This is a genomic window from Rhizobium sp. P1_C7 (genome assembly GCF_056406295.1).
In genome coordinates, this window is the sequence record NZ_JBFUAL010000009.1 from 86,357 (window position 1) to 102,484 (window position 16,128).

Below are 16,128 nucleotides of genomic sequence, written 5' to 3' on the forward strand. Positions count from 1 at the left end.
CCCCAGCGGCCTATAGCCTGACAAAATCGAACGCCTTACATGCCCTGCGGGCCGCGGTTCATCGCCGCGATCCCGGTGCGGCACACCTCGATCAGGCCAAGCGGTTTCATGATCGCCACAAACTGGTCGATCTTCGAAGACTTGCCCGTAAGCTCCAGGATGAAGTGCTCGACGGTCGCATCGACAACCTTGGCGTGGAAGGCGTCGGCAAGGCGCAGCGTCTCGGCCCGGGTGTCTCCCTCGCCAACCACCTTGATCAACGCCACTTCACGCTCGATCGGCCGCTCCTGCCCAAGCTCGCGGGCGCGAACCGTCAGGTCGACGACCCGGTGCACCGGCACGATGCGGTCGAGCTGCGCCTTGATCTGCTCGAGCACGTGCGGCGTGCCGCGCGTCACGACGGTGATGCGAGAGAGATGTGCCTGATGCTCGGTCTCCGAGACCGTCAGGCTCTCGATATTGTAGCCACGACCTGAGAACAGGCCGATGACGCGTGCAAGCACGCCCGGCTCGTTGTCGACAAGAACCGAAAGCGTGTGGCTTTCGACGGTCGCCGTCTCGGGCGAAATGAAATAGGCAGAGCCCGTCGGCTGTAGGTGTGCATTCATAGTGTGGGTTCCTCTACCTTATTGTCAAACGAGCGCGCGGCCCTTGGCGTCGATCGCATTGGCGACCGCCTCATCAGTCGCTTCATCGGGCAGCAGCATCTCGTTGTGCGCCTTGCCCGACGGGATCATCGGGAAGCAGTTGGCGAGATTGGCAACGCGGCAATCGAAGATGACAGGTTTCTTGACGTCGATCATTTCCTGAATGGTCGCATCGAGATCGCCCGGCTTTTCGCAACGCAGGCCGACGGCGCCGTAGGCTTCGGCCAGCTTGACGAAGTCGGGCATCGCTTCCGTGTAGGAATTCGACAGGCGGTTGCCATGCAGCAGCTGCTGCCACTGGCGCACCATGCCCATGTACTGATTGTTCATGATGAAGATCTTGATCGGCGCATCGTGCTGGATCGCAGCCGACATCTCCTGGATACACATCTGGATCGACGCATCACCGGCGATGTCGATGACGAGGCTGTCGGGATGAGCGATCTGGACGCCGAGCGCTGCCGGCAGGCCATAACCCATGGTGCCGAGGCCACCCGATGTCATCCAGCGGTTCGGCTGCTCGAAGCCGAAGAACTGCGCAGCCCACATCTGGTGCTGGCCGACTTCAGTCGTGATGTAGGTGTCGCGATCCTTGGTCAGGGCAAACAGGCGTTCCAGCGCATATTGCGGCATGATGACGTCGTTGCTCTTGGTGTAGGCGAAGGAGTTGCGCGCACGCCAGCGCTCGATATCCGCCCACCACTCGGCGGTCTGGCTCTTCTCCGGCTTCTTCGGCAGGGCCCGCCACAAGCGAACCATATCTTCGAGAACATTGCCGACATCGCCACGGATCGGGATATCGACGCGAACGTTCTTGTTGATCGACGACGGATCGATGTCGATATGGATCTTCTTGGAGTTCGGCGAGAAGGCGTTGAGACGGCCGGTAATGCGGTCGTCGAACCGCGCGCCGATGCAGACCATGACGTCGCAATCATGCATTGCCATGTTGGCCTCATAGGATCCGTGCATGCCGAGCATCTTCAGCCAGTTCTTGCCGGATGCCGGATAGGCGCCGAGACCCATCAGCGTCGACGTGATCGGGAAGTTTGTCAGTTCGACAAGCTCCCGCAGCAGCTTGGAAGCCTCGGGACCGGAGTTGATGACGCCACCGCCGGAGTAGATGACGGGACGGCGCGCATTTGCCATCAGCTCGATCGCCGCATGGATCTGGTTCAAGTCGCCCTGGACCTTCGGCTGGTAGCTCTTCTGGATCGCATGCGCTGCAGGCGGCGTGTAGGTGCCGGTGGCAAACTGGATGTCCTTCGGAATGTCGACGACAACAGGACCCGGACGACCCGACTGGGCGATGCGGAAGGCTTCGTGAATGGTCGCCGCCAGTTCGTTGACGTCCTTGACCAGCCAGTTGTGCTTGGTGCAGGGACGCGTGATGCCGACCGTGTCGCATTCCTGGAACGCGTCGGAGCCGATCAGCGAGGTCGGGACCTGGCCGGTCAGGCAGACGAGCGGAATAGAATCCATCAGCGCGTCCTGCAGCGGCGTGACGGCATTGGTCGCGCCCGGACCCGACGTGACAAGCATGACGCCGACCTTGCCGGTGGAACGGGCATAGCCCTCGGCCGCGTGGCCGGCACCCTGCTCGTGGCGAACGAGAATATGCTTGATGTCCTCCTGCTGGAAGATCTCGTCATAGATCGGCAGCACCGCACCACCGGGATAGCCGAAGAGGTGTTCGACACCATTGTCTTTCAGGGCACGGAGAACGATCTCTGCGCCCGTCATACGATTATCGTCCGTCTGCTTGTCCGTGCCCGTCATGTTTTTGTTCCGTTTTGACTGCTGGAATTGAGTTCTGTGTCCGGGAGCCTGAATTTCAGGCATAAAAAAAGGCCCCTTCGGGAGCCTGTTGTGTCGCGCATGGGTGGCTATCGCCGGATGGTTACACCATCCTGCCCATGCGCTGTCCCACCACAATAAGAGCTGCTGCTATCTTCATGGGCGGAAGTGATAGACACAAAATTTCGCATCGTCAACGCTCACAGCAATAAAAATCCGGCCCTCGCCATGCCGATCGGCCAGAGCCAGCAGCGGGTTGAAGGTTTTATTAAAGGTTCGCCCCTATCCTTCTTCGCAATCGCAGGGAGTAGCCCTTTGCTGAACAGCGACTCAGAGACGTCAGGCGAGGATGACCGTCGCGACGGTCAAGTGCCGGGAAACAGGCTTCTCGGGCGCGTCGTTGCGTGCAGCGGTTCCAAGGCCACGATCGGCGCCACAGCCGAAGCGGGCAACACCGATCTCACCGAACTCTGGTCCGTCGGCAGACTGATTTCCATCAGCGTCGGCCGCAATCGCGTGGTGGCTCTGGTCTACGCCATGAACACAGGCACCCACGCCTGGGGCGAAGGCGAAGACAACTATTTCAAGGTCGAGACGGAACTGCTCGGCGAAGTCCGCGTCGACGAGGACGGCACCGAGGAATTCTCGACCGGCATTTCGCGCTATCCTTATCTGGGTGCCGTCGCCCACCGCATTCGCACCACCGATCTGATGCGCATCTATGACGCCGGCAGTGGCACGACCGCCGTCATCGGCAAGCTGACGCAAGACGAGAGCATCGACGCGGCGATCCACGTTCCCTCGATGCTGTCGAAGCACTTCGCCATTGTCGGATCGACCGGCGTCGGCAAATCGACCGCCGTCTCGCTGTTGCTGCACAAGGCGATCGAGGCCGACCCCAAGCTGCGCGTCCTGATCCTGGATCCCCACAACGAATTCGCCGCCGCCTTCCCGAACCACTCGGTCGTCATCGACACGGATACGCTCGATCTGCCTTTCTGGCTGATGCGGTTGGAGGAGTTTGCCGAAGTCGTCTTCCGCGGTAGACCGCCGGTGCCGGAAGAACTCGATATGCTCCGCGATATCCTGCCGGAAGCAAAGCGTGCCTTCCGCGGCAATGACAATTCGTTGGTTCGGCGCGCCACGGAAAAGAGCTCGGTTACCGCCGATACCCCTGTTCCCTACCGCATGGCGGATCTGCTCGCCCTGATCGACGAGCGCATCGGGCGCCTGGAAGGCCGCAGCGAAAAGCCGTTCCTGCGCTCGTTGAAGATGCGCGTCATCGCCGCGATCAACGACCCGCGCTACCATTTCATGTTCTCCAACAACACGATCAGCGATACGATCATGGAGACGGTGGCGGAGATCTTCCGGGTACCCGGCGACAACAAGCCTATCTGCACGTTCCAGCTCTCCGGCATCCCGTCCGAAGTGGTGAATTCGGTCGCATCGGTGCTCTGCCGAATGGCTTTCGAAATCGCGCTCTGGAGCGAGGGTGCCATTCATATGCTGGTGGTCTGCGAAGAGGCGCACCGCTACATTCCGTCGGACCCGACCCTCGGCTTCTTCCCGACCAGGCAGGCAATTGCCCGTATTGCCAAGGAGGGCCGCAAATACGGTGTCTCGCTCGGCATCATTACGCAACGTCCGGGCGAACTTGACCAGACGATCCTGTCGCAGTGCTCGACGCTTTTTGCCATGCGCCTTTCCAACGACCGCGACCAGGAAATCATCCGCTCCGCCATCCCGAATTCGTCCATCTCGACGACGAGCTTCATTTCCTCGATCGGCAACGGCGAGGCGATCGCCTTCGGCGAGGCCATCAGCGTGCCGATGCGCATGCGCTTCTCGCGTGTCTCGCAAGAGCTTATTCCAAAGGCCAACAGCGCGAGTGCCAGTGCCAAGGTCGTTGAGGAGGATCCTGACAATGTCGATCTGCGCAAGATCGTGACGCGCATGCGTGCTGTCAGCGCCCCCGATATCTCCGCCTTCCAGCAGAGTTACAAGGCCGCCTCCGCTGGCCTGCAGGAAGAGGGTGACGAAGAGTACCCGCTGAATTTTGCAGACCGAACCTACCCTCCGCTCATTCCCGCCCAGACGACGACCACTCCGCCGCTTGCGCCGATCGAACCATACCGCCAGGACATGCTGCCGCGAGCCCCTGCGCCGCGCGAACCGCTCTCCTCGTCACCGTCGCGCGACAGCTTCGGCGCACCTGCCGACATGTCATCCATCGACAGCCGCCTCGAGGCCCTACGCCGCGAGATGCGTGCGGAGCCGAGACAACCGCCACGGCCGGCCGAGCCGCCGGCAGCGCCGGCGAGCATTCGCCGCGAGCCAGGCGTCTCCCTGCGCGAAAGCATACTGAAGAAGCCGCTCAGCAGCCTCTACGACAAGGATTAAGTGCCTCGTGCGGGTTTACTCCCGCCGTTCCCAGCTCTTATCCATCTGGTTGCGGAACCATGTCATCTGCCGCTTGGCATATTGGCGGGTTGCTGCGGCGCCCTTTTCCAGAACCTCGCTGCGCGACATCGCACCCTCGAGCATGGCTGCGATCTGGGACACGCCGATCGCCTTCATGACGGGCATGTCGGTGGAGAGAGAAAGGGCCAGAAGCGCCCTGACCTCGTCCTCCGCCCCCTGATCCAGCATCGTTTCGAACCGGCCGTTGATCCGCGCATGCAGGACGGCGCGCTCGGGCAGCACGACGATCTTCCGCGCAGCCTCCGGATCCACGATCATCGGCCCTGCGCGTCCCTGGAACTCGGCAATTGACCGACCGGTCGCCTCCAGCACTTCCAGTGCCCGAACGATCCGCTGCCCGTCCTRCGGGCCAAGCACTGCGGCAACAGGTGGATCGCCTTCGGCCAATTGCGCATGAAGGCGCTCGGCGCCCTCCTCCTGCAGGCGGGCTCGCAGGCGGGCGCGGACCTCATCGGGAATCGCCGGCATGTCCGACAGGCCACCTGTCAGCGCCTTGAAATAGAGGCCGGTGCCGCCGACGAAAACCGGCAAGCGGCCTTCAGCCCGAAGACGCGGCAGAAGCTCTGCCACGTCGCGCAGCCAAGCGCCGGTGGAATAGGCGCTGCCGGCCGGCACATGGCCATAGAGACAATGCGGCACGCCCTGCATGTCGTCTTCGGAAGGACGCGCAGTAAGGACCCGCAGCGTATCGTAGATCTGCATGCTGTCGGCATTGACGACGACGCCGTTGTGGCGTTTCGCCAATTCAACCGCCAGCGCGGACTTGCCGCTGGCGGTTGGCCCGGTTATCAGGATCGCGTCCATTGCGCTCAGAAGGTTTTCCATCATGGCCCTCGTTGCCACGCTTGTTGCCAATCCGTCAAATCCCGTTCTCACGGCGGTAATCGCCGAGAAGGCCGCCGAGGCCGTGAAAGCGTCCGGTCTCTATTGGCTCGCCGATGGAATTGCCTGCGACATCGCCCTCCGCGATGGCACGGAGGCGAAGGCTGCGCGAGCCGCCATTCTGGCGGCGATCGCCGGCGCGCCGATCGATCTGGTCATCCAGGAGGCGGAGACGCGGCGCAAGAAACTGCTGATCGCGGATATGGATTCGACAATGATCGGGCAGGAATGCATCGATGAGCTCGCCGCCGAAGTCGGCCTCAAGGACAAGGTAGCGGCGATCACCGCCCGCGCGATGAACGGCGAAATCGCCTTTGAGCCGGCCCTTCGCGAGCGCGTCGCCCTGCTGAAGGGTCTGCCGATCTCCGTGGTCGATGACGTCATCGCCAAGCGCATCACGCTCACGCCAGGCGGCCCGGAGCTGATCGCCACCATGAAGTCGAAGGGGCACCATACAGCCCTCGTCTCCGGCGGCTTCACCGTCTTCACGAGCCGGATCGCTGAGACGCTTGGCTTCGACGAAAATCGCGCCAACATCCTTTTGGAAGAAGACGGCATCCTGACCGGCTTCGTCGCCGAGCCGATCCTTGGAAGGCAAGCCAAGGTCGATGCGCTCAACGACATCTCGGAAAAGCTTGGCATTTTGCCGGAAGAGGCAATCGCCGTCGGCGATGGGGCGAACGATCTCGGCATGCTGCACCTGGCCGGATCTGGTGTCGCGCTCCACGCCAAGCCGGCTGTGGCAGCGGAAGCGAGGATCGAGATCAACCACGGCGACCTGAGCGCCCTGCTCTACATCCAGGGTTACCGAAAGACGGATTTCGTCACGGCGTAGTGGAGCGGCCCCGAGGGCCCGGTCCTGACGCTCATTCCATGGGCACTGCGACGAAGCGCAGGTCGCCATTCGCCGACGCGATCATCATCTGGGCGTTGCGTCGGCCTTCCTGCTTCAGCGACTGCACCTTGGCAGCGACGGCGTCAGGAGAGCGCATGAACTCCTGCGCCACCTCTACGATCACGTCGCCGGCCTTCAACCCCTTTTCCGCCGCAAGCGATCCGGGCGCCACTTCGGCAACGAGAACACCGTCAACGCTTTCGGCAATGCCGAAGGTCTTGCGGGTTTCGGCACTCAATGCCGAGAGCGAGAGACCGAGAACGTTCTTGGCCAAGGAGGCATCCGGCGCCGGCTGAGCAGGCTTACCCTTTCCGTCAGGCACCGGCTGGGTCTGGTCGCCGCCGGGTTCATCCATATCCTGGTTCTCATCGGGATCCGGATTGATAACGCCACCCTGCGAACTATCCGAACCGTCGTCGTTGGCAGCCGCCTGATCGCTGTCTTCCAGGCGCCCGAGCCTCACCTTGACGGTCTGCTCTTTCCCATCGCGCAACACCAGTACATCGACTTCCTTGCCAACGGGGCTTTCCGCCACGACGCGCGGGAGGTCGCGCATCTCGTTGACAGCCTTGCCGTCGAATTTCAGGATGACATCGCCGGCCTTGATCGAACCGTCATCCACCGGTCCACCCTTGATGACGCCTGCAACCAGCGCTCCCTTGGCGCTCGACAGGCCGAGACTGTCGGCGATATCGTCGGTCACCGGCTGAATGCGCACGCCGAGCCAGCCGCGCCGCGTCTCGCCGAATTCGCGCAACTGCTGAACGACGCCTGCCGCAAGCTCCGAAGGAACAGAGAAGCCGATGCCGATCGAACCACCGCTCGGCGAAATGATGGCCGTATTGATGCCGATCACCTCGCCCTTCATGTTGAACAGAGGTCCACCAGAGTTGCCCTTGTTGATCGCCGCATCGGTCTGGATGAAATTGTCGTAGGGGCCGGCATTGATGTTGCGGCCACGCCCGGAAATGATGCCCACGGTCACCGACCCGCCGAAACCGAACGGATTGCCGATGGCCATCACCCAGTCGCCGATGCGCATACCGCTGGAATCGCCGAACTTCACGAACTTCAGCGGCGTCTTCGGCTCCACCTTCAGCACGGAAAGGTCCGTCTTTGTGTCGGTGCCGATCAGCCTGGCCTTGAGCTTGCTGCCGTCGGCGAAATTCACTTCGATGTCGTCAGCGCCCTCGATCACGTGGTTGTTGGTGACGATATAGCCCTGCGGATCGATCACGAAGCCAGAACCGAGCGAATTGACGTTGTGATTGCCGCCCGGCTTGCCCTTCTGCTTGTTGAAGAAGTCGTTGAAGAACTCCTGGAAAGGCGATCCGTCCGGGGCGCGCGGAGCCGGACCTGCCCCTTCGTCGTCCTTCACATTCTGCGATGTGGAGATGTTCACGACCGCATCGAGAAGCCCTTCGGCAAGATCGGCAACGGACGCCGGACCGTTCGTCGGCGGTGTGCCCTGCGCATGGACCACCCCGGTGAAACCGACATTAGCCAGAAGTGCAGCGCCGGCCAGAAGAGCGAGCGATCGTCTGTAGGTCGGGCGTATCGTGGGGGCCATCAAGCATCCTCGTGTGGGTCAAAAGCGCACTAAGACCATGAGCATAAGGCGGAATGATGGAGGGTGAAATCACCTTTTCGCGAAATCCCGTGCAATCTGCGTGGGACACCGCGGAAGCGCCAGGGCGAGCCGTCGCTCCACCAAAATGCAAGGGGCCGGCAAGATGCCGGCCCCTTGTTTGGAAAGCGCGATCGAGCGCGATCAGTTCGCGGGCGCAGCCGGCGGCGTTGGAGCCGCAGGCGGTGTCACAGGCACCGGCGGAACGCCCCCCGGGAAGCCCGACGCGCTGTTGAAGTAGCGGAAGAACTCCGAGTTCGGCGACAGCACCAGGGTCGTGTCCTGCGAGGACAGCGCAGTGGTGTAAGCCGCCATCGAGCGGTAGAACTCGAAGAAGTTCGGGTTCTTGTTGAAGGCGTCGGCAAACAGACGGTTGCGTTCGGCATCACCCTGGCCACGCAGGATTTCCGAGTCGCGCTGCGCTTCGGCAGTGATCTCCACCACCTGCCTGTCGGCGATAGCGCGACGGCGCTGGCCTTCTTCGCCACCTTGTGCGCGCAGCAGTTCGGCTTCCGCCAGACGTTCGGCGCGCATGCGGTCATAGGTCTTCGGCGAAACTTCGCGCGTCAGGTCGGTACGACGGATACGAACATCCTGGATGTTGAGACCAAGTGCCTCGGCATCCCGGTGCAGGTCGTCACGAACTTCGAGCATCATCGCGACACGCTCTTCGGAAAGAGCAGCGTCGAAATCACGCAGACCGTAGACGCGGCGCAGGGAGGAATCGAGCTGCGTGCGAAGACGAGCTTCGGCAGACTCGCGATCGCCAGAAACCGTCTCGCGGAAGCGGCGGACATCCTTGATGTCGTAGATGACGAAGGCATCGACGTCGAAGGTCGCACCGCCGCGAACCTGGACACGGATGTTGTCGAGATCGAAGCGCAGTGCCTGCTTTTCGACGATCTGGACGCGGTCGGCATCCATGAACGTGAAGGGTAGCTTGAAGTAGATTCCTGGCTCAGTCTTGACAGACTGGATCTGACCGAAGCGGACGACGATCGCCTGTTCGCGCGCATTGACCACGAAGACCGACGAATAGAGGCCGAGCAGCAGCACCGCGAGAACGATGAGAATGACTGGGAGTTTGTTCGAAGTCATGGCTCAACCTCCCTGCTGTGCGGGTTTGCCGATCTCGTTGAGCGGCAGATAGGGTACGACCCCCTGCTTCTCGTCGATCACGACTTTCTTGGAATTCTTCAGCACCTGCTCCATCGTTTCGAGGAACAGTCGCTTGCGTGTCACTTCGGGGGCCTTGGAGTATTCGTCATTGATGGAGTTGAAGCGCTGCGCCTCACCTTCCGCTTCCTTGACGACGCGATCCTTGTACGCAGCAGCCGCTTCCCGGATCTGCGCCGCGTCACCGCGGGCCTGGCCGAGCTTCTGGTTGGCGTACTGGTTTGCCTCTTCGACGAGACGTTGCTTGTCCTGGTCGGCGCGCTGCACTTCTTCAAAGGCATCGGCGACCTCACGCGGCGGCGCAACGTCCTGAATGGTGATCGCATTGATCGAAATGCCGCTCCGATAGCGATCCATCGTGCCCTGCACGATGGCGGCGACTTCGGCCTCGATCGGCTGGCGGTTATCGCGGAACGTATCCTGCGCAGGACGACGGCCGACGACTTCGCGCATGGCGCTTTCGGCGACCTGCTGCAGCGTTTCCGCCGGATTCTCGACGTGGAAGAGATACGCCTTCGGATCGGTCACGGTGAAGAAGACCGAGAACTGAACGTTGAGGATGTTCTGGTCGCCCGACAGCATCAGTCCGGTTGCCGACGAAGAGGTTGTCCCACCGATGTTCTGCTGCTGCACCGTCACCTTGACGATCTCGACAGTTTCCATGGGCCACAGGTGGAAGTGCAGGCCGGGCATCGAAATCTCCGACTTCGGGTTGCCGAAGCGCAATTCCACGCCACGCTCATCAGGCTGCACGATATAGATGCACTGGAAAAGCCAGAACGCTGCGACGACAGCCGCAACGATAAGAAGGACGCCGGTGTTGAACCCGCCCGGCACGATGCCGCGAAGCTGGTCCTGACCACGCCGAATGATATCCTCGAGATCGGGCGGACCGCCCTTCCCGCCACCACCGCCGCGTGGGCGGTTCGGCCCCTGCCCCCATGGTCCCTGATTGTTACCGCCGCCGCCGCCCCAAGGGCCGCCGCCGCCATTCTGATTGCTCCAGGGCATCAAAACCTCGTTGTTCGTTAAAACTTGCGATCGCCGAACCCACGGGGGCGGCGGAGATCTGCGATCGTGACCGTTATAGGTATCGCCGCATCGGCTTTCAACGCGACATGAGGAACTTGGCGATATTTATTGGAAAATAGTTGGTTTTCAGCGTTCAACGCCTGTCGTAGACCACGAAACGTGTGGGGTAGCTGTCTTTGTCGCCAGCCGGCACATCGACGGTTTCCCCGGCGCGCCAAACTGTCGGATCGATAGCCGGGAAAGATGCGTCGCCGTCCACGACCGTCTTCACATGAGTGACGCAGAGACGATCGGCAAGGCCGATGGCCTGTCCATATATCTGACCGCCACCGATGACGCAGATTTCGCTGACGCCGTCCTGCCGCGCCAGTTCCTCGGCAACGGCCACGGCCTCGACCACTGAGCCGACTGTCCTCACGCCGAGATGATCGATGGCGGCATGCCGGGAAATCACAATGTTCGGACGGCCGGGCAGTGGCTTGCCGATCGAATCATAGGTCTTGCGGCCCATGATGACGGGTTTGCCTAAAGTCAGCGCCTTGAAGCGCTTCAGATCGGTCGCCAGCCTCCAGGGCATGTCGCCGTCGCGGCCGATGATGCCGTTCTCGGCGACGGCAACGACGATGGTCTTGCGAATATCCGACATGAAATTCCCCGGTCAGGCGGCGATAATTTCGATGTCCGCAGTGTCGATAATGTCATGGAATGACCGCACCCGTCTAACAGTTCCTGCCGGTATCCCCTGATTTAGCCGGAAGACCGTAGCGTTGGTGCGGCTCATGATCTCTTCATCCATGGACGCCGCCAGGGACTGCGGGGGTCAATGGCCGAACCGGACCCACGCGCATATCGTCGCGCCTGGGTGGTGGAAACAGGATAACGCCACATTTTTCAACACTATGAATTGCAATATCTGCCCGCGATCAAAAACACTACCTGGTCGCGCAGGCCACCGGATCTGCCCAATAGGCGGCAGGTGCCCACACCGACAAGGTTACGAGTTCGGACTGGCATCCCTCCGCCTCACGACCCGTCGGCGAGGGACTGACCAATCGACTTGCCGTATGGAAAGAACAGCTCCTTGCGCCCTTCCGCCACAGCCTTGCGAAGCTCTGGCCGGGTGATATCCCAGTCCGGCAAGCACTTCTTCCCGACCGCGCGAAGATCCTGTCGAAGTTCTTCCACTGTCGGCCGACCAAAGTACCAGTAGCCATTGTAGACCTTATGGACAACCAGTCCCGGTTCAAGAACGATGACGTGAGGAATCATCGGATCGTGCCCCGGATCGGTGTACTCTGCAATGTCCAAGTCCTTTTGGACCGTTCGTCGCGGGTCCGACAAAAAGGGCCAGTGCGCCCCGACCCCACTTCGAAACTCGTGGGTTTCAACGATGGTGTCGGTACTGATAGTGACCAGCCTGCAGTATCCCACTTCCATCTCTCGGTGGAGTTGAAGGAGGCCTTCCGCCTGGCGACGGTCCTTCGGGCAGAAGCTGCCGCGGCTGAGGACAAGCACCATTGGATACCACCCTTGAAGTTCCGAGAGCTTCCGGCGCTTTCCCGTGTGATCGCTCAGTTCGTAGTCTGGGAAGGCGGCTCCGGGCACAATGTCCGATCTCATCTGTTTCTCCATTTCGCGTTGGCAATGACTGGCGGGAGCAGGAACGCTACATATCGATGACGATGTCGGCTTTCGGCTTGGCGCAGCAAAGAAGTACGTTTTCCTCCGCCGGATAGTCGATCGGTTCAGGACGGTAGAAAACCGCACCAGAGACCATTCCCGTCTCACACGTGTGGCAGACGCCGGTCCTGCATGACCAGCGCACCGGCACGTCGCATGCCTCAGCGAGTTCGAGCAGGCTGGTGAACTGCGAGTTCCACGGCACGCTGAGACCGCTGCGGGCAAAGGTGACCAGAGCACCCGATCCGGGAGGCCCGTCCGGCTGATGCGGCGGTCGGCTCGGCGAAGCAGCGATTCCTGGCGTTATCGATGACCTCGAGCCGAACATTTCGGTGTGTATGCGACCGGGTTCGACGCCGAGGTTAGCGATCCCTGCTGTTAGATCGCTCATGAAACTCGACGGTCCACAGAGATAGAAGTCGCCGTCCAAAGGCAGGCCCAGCTCCTCGATCACCGCAGCATCCAGGTGGGATCGCTTATCGTAATCGATGCCCGGATCATCGCGAGGGTCGGGCGCGCTGTAGCATATCATGCTTCGAGCATTCGGGAGGGATCTTAGAAGCCCGCGCACTTCTCCTGCAAACGGATGCTCCCGGCCATTATGCGCGCCGTAGAGCCACCAGATTACTCTTGTAGAATGTTCGGCAACCAGGGCATGAAGCATGGCCAGGACGGGCGTCGCTCCGATACCTGCACTCATCAGGACGACAGGCGCGTCGCCCGGCACCAGCGTAAAGCCGCCGCGCGGGGCGCTAGCCTCCACTATCTCGCCAACGCTCAGTTCGCCGTTGACGTAGCGGCTGGCCGCGCCGTGGTTTTCCCTTTTGACGCTAACCCTGTAATGCATGCCGTCCAACCTACCCGACAGGGAGTAGCTGCGCAGCAGAAGCGGAGCGGAAGACGGCCTTAGCCGCAGCACGATAAACTGCCCTGGTTGATAGTCCGCCAGCGGCTTGCCATCGGTCGGCTCGAGCTCGAGGGACGTGACGCGATCGCTCTCTACCGTCTTGCGCGATACCCTGAATTGACGAAAGCCGTTCCACCCCGGCCTGGTGTGCGGCTTTCCGGTAAGCCCTGCATTTCCGGTAGAGGCGTCGGTCTCTTCCAGCAATGCCTGGAACGAGCGACGCCAGCCGGCACTAAGGGCCGGAATTTGCAGTGCGCGTTCCAGCCGATCGCGCGGATGACCCGGCTTGTAGAGAAGGGCATTGATGTCGGCGACTGTCATGCCGCCCTTCCCCGATGCCACCTGTGTGATTTCGTCCCCTGCCTGAACTTTTCCTTCTTCGAGGACACGGAAGTAGAATCCCGGTCGCCCGTGCGACACCAATAGCGCCGCCATTTCCGGCACGTTCATTCTGATACCAAGCCGGTAACAGGTGACACGTGGCTGCGTCACTTCGAACAGGGCTTCGCCGATGCGATAACGGTCGCCGATGCACACTTCTGCGTCCGGAAGGCCCTCTACGGTGAAATTCTCGCCGAACTGGCCGGAGACGAAATCGCTCCGGTTTAGGTGTTCCTCCCAATAGCGGTAGGAATCCATTTGGTAGACATACACCGCGCGCGTCTCGCCACCGTGCCCGGCACGATCCGCCTGCCCGTCGCCGTCGATATTCAGGCGACGCACCATGCGCAAGCCCTCGACAGGCATCTTCCATATGGCAGTGTTCACAACCCTTCCCTGCCATTCGATGTCGCGCGGCAGGCCGACGTTGACCGAAAGCAGGTAGACCATGCCACGCTCTCCCAACGGTGATGACGAGGGCTGCGTCGCCCAGCGAGGTAACGCCACGGGCGACCCGAACCGTCTTCCAGGGCAGAGAACAACCTTACGCTCCCTCGATCCATTATACGATGGTATCGCCCGACACATTCGTTGGACGGAAACGCTTCAGGAAGGCTGGCTTTTTCGTCGCGCAACGAAAGCGAGCAGCCGCCAGCAAGCGTGCGAGGACAACGGCACTTTTGCCCTCCCGGTGCGTTGTCCTCGCACAAAGGAGAACGAAAATGATCGATCACTCGAAAATAAAAGAACATGCGGAAATTATCGGCGCGGACGGCGTCCACGTTGGAACCGTCGACAGGGTCGACGGCGACCGTATCAAGTTGACCAAGAAGGATAGCGGTGAAGGTTCTCACAAGGGTCATCACCACTTTATCGACATCAGTCTCGTAGCTGACGTGGAAGGCGACACGGTCCGTCTTTCGGCGAACGCGGACGTTGCGGTCACGTTCGAAGAAGAGGATGGCGGTCAGCCAGTCTGATCGAGCCCAGATCCGCCAGGTATTTGCGGCGGATCTGAGGTTCCCAGGCTCAAAGGTTGGAGTTCACCTGAGATCGGAGTTCCCGGCGGCGTCAGCCATTCTGGATCTCTTCCGGCACCAACGGGCAATACCATAGTTCACTTAGGCGACCCGGCTGCTCAAGACAGCTTTCATCCAGCGCCTGAGACGATCTGGCAAAACCGAAGAACCCTCAACGTCTCCCCTCCGCTGGAGCAAGCGGATCGTCCAGATCCGGGCAGCCGTCTCCCTCCCGCCCGAGACGGCCTGCCGCCTCTCGGCGGCTTTCGCCCTCACCTCGATATCATTGCCATCTTCGACGACCACCAGTTCTGCCCCTGTGCCGCCGAACGCGGGAACTGCCGACAGGCATCGAAACCCATGCCTCGCGCATCTCGTCGTTCAAGATCGGCCGCGAGTACTCATCTCGCGGCCACTTTTCGCTCATATATGCCTGGCCTAAGCGGCGGTTACGCCGGCATTCGCGCTGGTGAGAAGCTTGACGAGTGCCTGCGCTCCGGCGGTCGAAGATGCCGGATTTTGTCCCGTGATCAGCCTGCCGTCGGTAATTGCGAAGCTCTCCCAGTTCGGCTTCTTCTCGTAGAGACCGCCGAGCCGCTTCAGCTCGTCCTCGACGAGGAACGGCACGACCTTCGTGAGTTGCACTTCTTCCTCCTCGCCGTTGGTAAAGCCCGTCACCCGCTTGCCCTTGACGATCGGAGCTCCTTGATAGGTCACCCGATGCAACACGGCGGGCGCGTGGCAGACTGCAGCGACAGGCTTGCCAGAGTTGTAGAAAGACTCGATGAGCTTGATCGACTCGGGATTGTCCACGAGATCCCACATGGGACCATGGCCGCCAGGATAGAAGACTGCGTCGAAATCTTCGGAGCGCGCTTCGCTCAGCTTCTTTGTCGTCGCGAACACTTTCTGTGCGACCGCGTCCTGCTTGAACCTCGTCATGGCTGGAGTCTGGTTCTCTGGCAGATCGCTCTTGGGGTCGACCGGCGGCTGGCCGCCCTTGGGTGACACGAGCGTCAAATCTACGCCGGCGTCGCGGAAGACATAGTAGGGCGCAGCACCCTCTTCGAGCCAGAATCCCGTCTTTCGCCCGGTGTTTCCGAGCATGTCATGCGAGGTGAATACCATCAGAATCTTCATCGTTCGGCTCCTTCCAATTCTGTTCCGCAGCGCAATGACTGCACGAACCGAAGTATGCCGAGGATCGCTTCGGATTACATTTGCACGTTGGTATCGCCTGTACCTTGGTATCGGTTAGCGCCAGATGGGAAGCAAAAACGTTCTGACGATCGTATCGCTCATACTCATCGCCAATCGTGAATTCGGGCAGGCGATGTCGAGCTCCCCCGCCCGACGTCATTGCTCCCATGGCTCACGAACCTCAGCAACGAGGGACAGTTGCCAAACCTGTCTCGACGACGATATTCGACGCCTTCGACACGACGAAACCCGACGGCATGGGCATGGGCATGGGCATGGGGCCTTCGGTCGGCCGGTCCATCATCGACCGTCAATGACGGGCGGCGCCGTATCGCAAGCCCAACGGTATCGGAGCGCCTGCTTCGTATTCGATGACAGCGATCTCAACCACTGGGGCGATC

At 61.1% G+C, this 16,128-nt stretch carries 15 protein-coding genes; 4 read left to right on the forward strand and 11 right to left on the reverse strand.

Annotation, left to right across the window (positions count from 1 at the left end; all coding sequences use genetic code 11):
- Nucleotides 1–35: 35 nt before the first annotated feature.
- Both ilvN and AC1D2R_RS15925 read right to left on the reverse strand, forming a co-directional pair.
- The gene (gene ilvN, locus AC1D2R_RS15920; protein WP_477968239.1) at nt 36–608 is read right to left on the reverse strand and encodes an acetolactate synthase small subunit; all 573 of its coding nucleotides are present in this window, start codon (nt 606–608) and stop codon (nt 36–38) included.
- 24 nt (nt 609–632) lie between these two features.
- Nucleotides 633–2,426, reverse strand: a complete 1,794-nt coding sequence (locus AC1D2R_RS15925; RefSeq protein ID WP_477968240.1) for an acetolactate synthase 3 large subunit — start codon at nt 2,424–2,426, stop codon at nt 633–635.
- A gap of 333 nt (nt 2,427–2,759) precedes the next feature.
- On the opposite strand from AC1D2R_RS15925, the gene AC1D2R_RS15930 reads away from it, so the two are divergent.
- Nucleotides 2,760–4,847: an ATP-binding protein gene (locus AC1D2R_RS15930; RefSeq protein ID WP_477968241.1), complete on the forward strand. Its 2,088-nt coding sequence runs from the start codon at nt 2,760–2,762 to the stop codon at nt 4,845–4,847.
- 15 nt (nt 4,848–4,862) lie between these two features.
- Here AC1D2R_RS15930 and miaA read toward each other — a convergent pair whose 3' ends face one another.
- Complete coding sequence (miaA, locus tag AC1D2R_RS15935; RefSeq protein ID WP_477968242.1) at nt 4,863–5,756, reverse strand: tRNA (adenosine(37)-N6)-dimethylallyltransferase MiaA; 894 nt, start codon at nt 5,754–5,756, stop codon at nt 4,863–4,865.
- Between miaA and serB the strand changes: the two genes are divergently transcribed.
- Entirely contained in the window at nt 5,755–6,645 is an 891-nt protein-coding gene (gene serB, locus AC1D2R_RS15940) for a phosphoserine phosphatase SerB (RefSeq protein WP_477968243.1), read from the forward strand. The genes miaA and serB overlap by 2 nt on opposite strands.
- 31 nt (nt 6,646–6,676) lie before the next feature.
- Here the strand turns inward: serB and AC1D2R_RS15945 are convergent, their stop codons facing one another.
- The 7 genes from AC1D2R_RS15945 to AC1D2R_RS15975 form a co-directional block, all read right to left on the reverse strand.
- Entirely contained in the window at nt 6,677–8,275 is a 1,599-nt protein-coding gene (locus AC1D2R_RS15945; protein ID WP_477968244.1) for a DegQ family serine endoprotease, read from the reverse strand.
- Between the two features lie 201 nt (nt 8,276–8,476).
- Entirely contained in the window at nt 8,477–9,430 is a 954-nt protein-coding gene (gene hflC, locus AC1D2R_RS15950; protein ID WP_477968245.1) for a protease modulator HflC, read from the reverse strand.
- 3 nt (nt 9,431–9,433) lie between these two features.
- Nucleotides 9,434–10,519, reverse strand: coding sequence for an FtsH protease activity modulator HflK (hflK, locus tag AC1D2R_RS15955; protein ID WP_477968246.1), 1,086 nt, complete (start codon nt 10,517–10,519; stop codon nt 9,434–9,436).
- Nucleotides 10,520–10,673: 154 nt separating this feature from the next.
- Nucleotides 10,674–11,186: a dihydrofolate reductase gene (locus tag AC1D2R_RS15960; RefSeq protein ID WP_477968247.1), complete on the reverse strand. Its 513-nt coding sequence runs from the start codon at nt 11,184–11,186 to the stop codon at nt 10,674–10,676.
- Between the two features lie 12 nt (nt 11,187–11,198).
- Nucleotides 11,199–11,336, reverse strand: a complete 138-nt coding sequence (locus AC1D2R_RS15965; protein ID WP_477968248.1) for a hypothetical protein — start codon at nt 11,334–11,336, stop codon at nt 11,199–11,201.
- A 227-nt stretch (nt 11,337–11,563) separates the two neighbouring features.
- A complete protein-coding gene (locus AC1D2R_RS15970) occupies nt 11,564–12,160 on the reverse strand; it encodes a redoxin domain-containing protein (RefSeq protein WP_477968249.1) in 597 nt (198 codons plus the stop codon).
- A 46-nt stretch (nt 12,161–12,206) separates the two neighbouring features.
- Complete coding sequence (locus AC1D2R_RS15975) at nt 12,207–13,958, reverse strand: MOSC domain-containing protein (protein ID WP_477968250.1); 1,752 nt, start codon at nt 13,956–13,958, stop codon at nt 12,207–12,209.
- 272 nt (nt 13,959–14,230) lie between these two features.
- Between AC1D2R_RS15975 and AC1D2R_RS15980 the strand changes: the two genes are divergently transcribed.
- Entirely contained in the window at nt 14,231–14,488 is a 258-nt protein-coding gene (locus tag AC1D2R_RS15980) for a DUF2171 domain-containing protein (protein ID WP_477968251.1), read from the forward strand.
- A gap of 477 nt (nt 14,489–14,965) precedes the next feature.
- Here the strand turns inward: AC1D2R_RS15980 and AC1D2R_RS15985 are convergent, their stop codons facing one another.
- On the reverse strand, nt 14,966–15,667 hold the full coding sequence (locus AC1D2R_RS15985) for a type 1 glutamine amidotransferase domain-containing protein (RefSeq protein WP_477968252.1): 702 nt from the start codon (nt 15,665–15,667) through the stop codon (nt 14,966–14,968).
- Between the two features lie 227 nt (nt 15,668–15,894).
- Between AC1D2R_RS15985 and AC1D2R_RS15990 the strand changes: the two genes are divergently transcribed.
- Nucleotides 15,895–16,044 (forward strand): hypothetical protein, encoded by a 150-nt coding sequence (locus tag AC1D2R_RS15990; RefSeq protein ID WP_477968253.1) that lies wholly within the window; start codon nt 15,895–15,897, stop codon nt 16,042–16,044.
- Nucleotides 16,045–16,128: the final 84 nt, after the last annotated feature.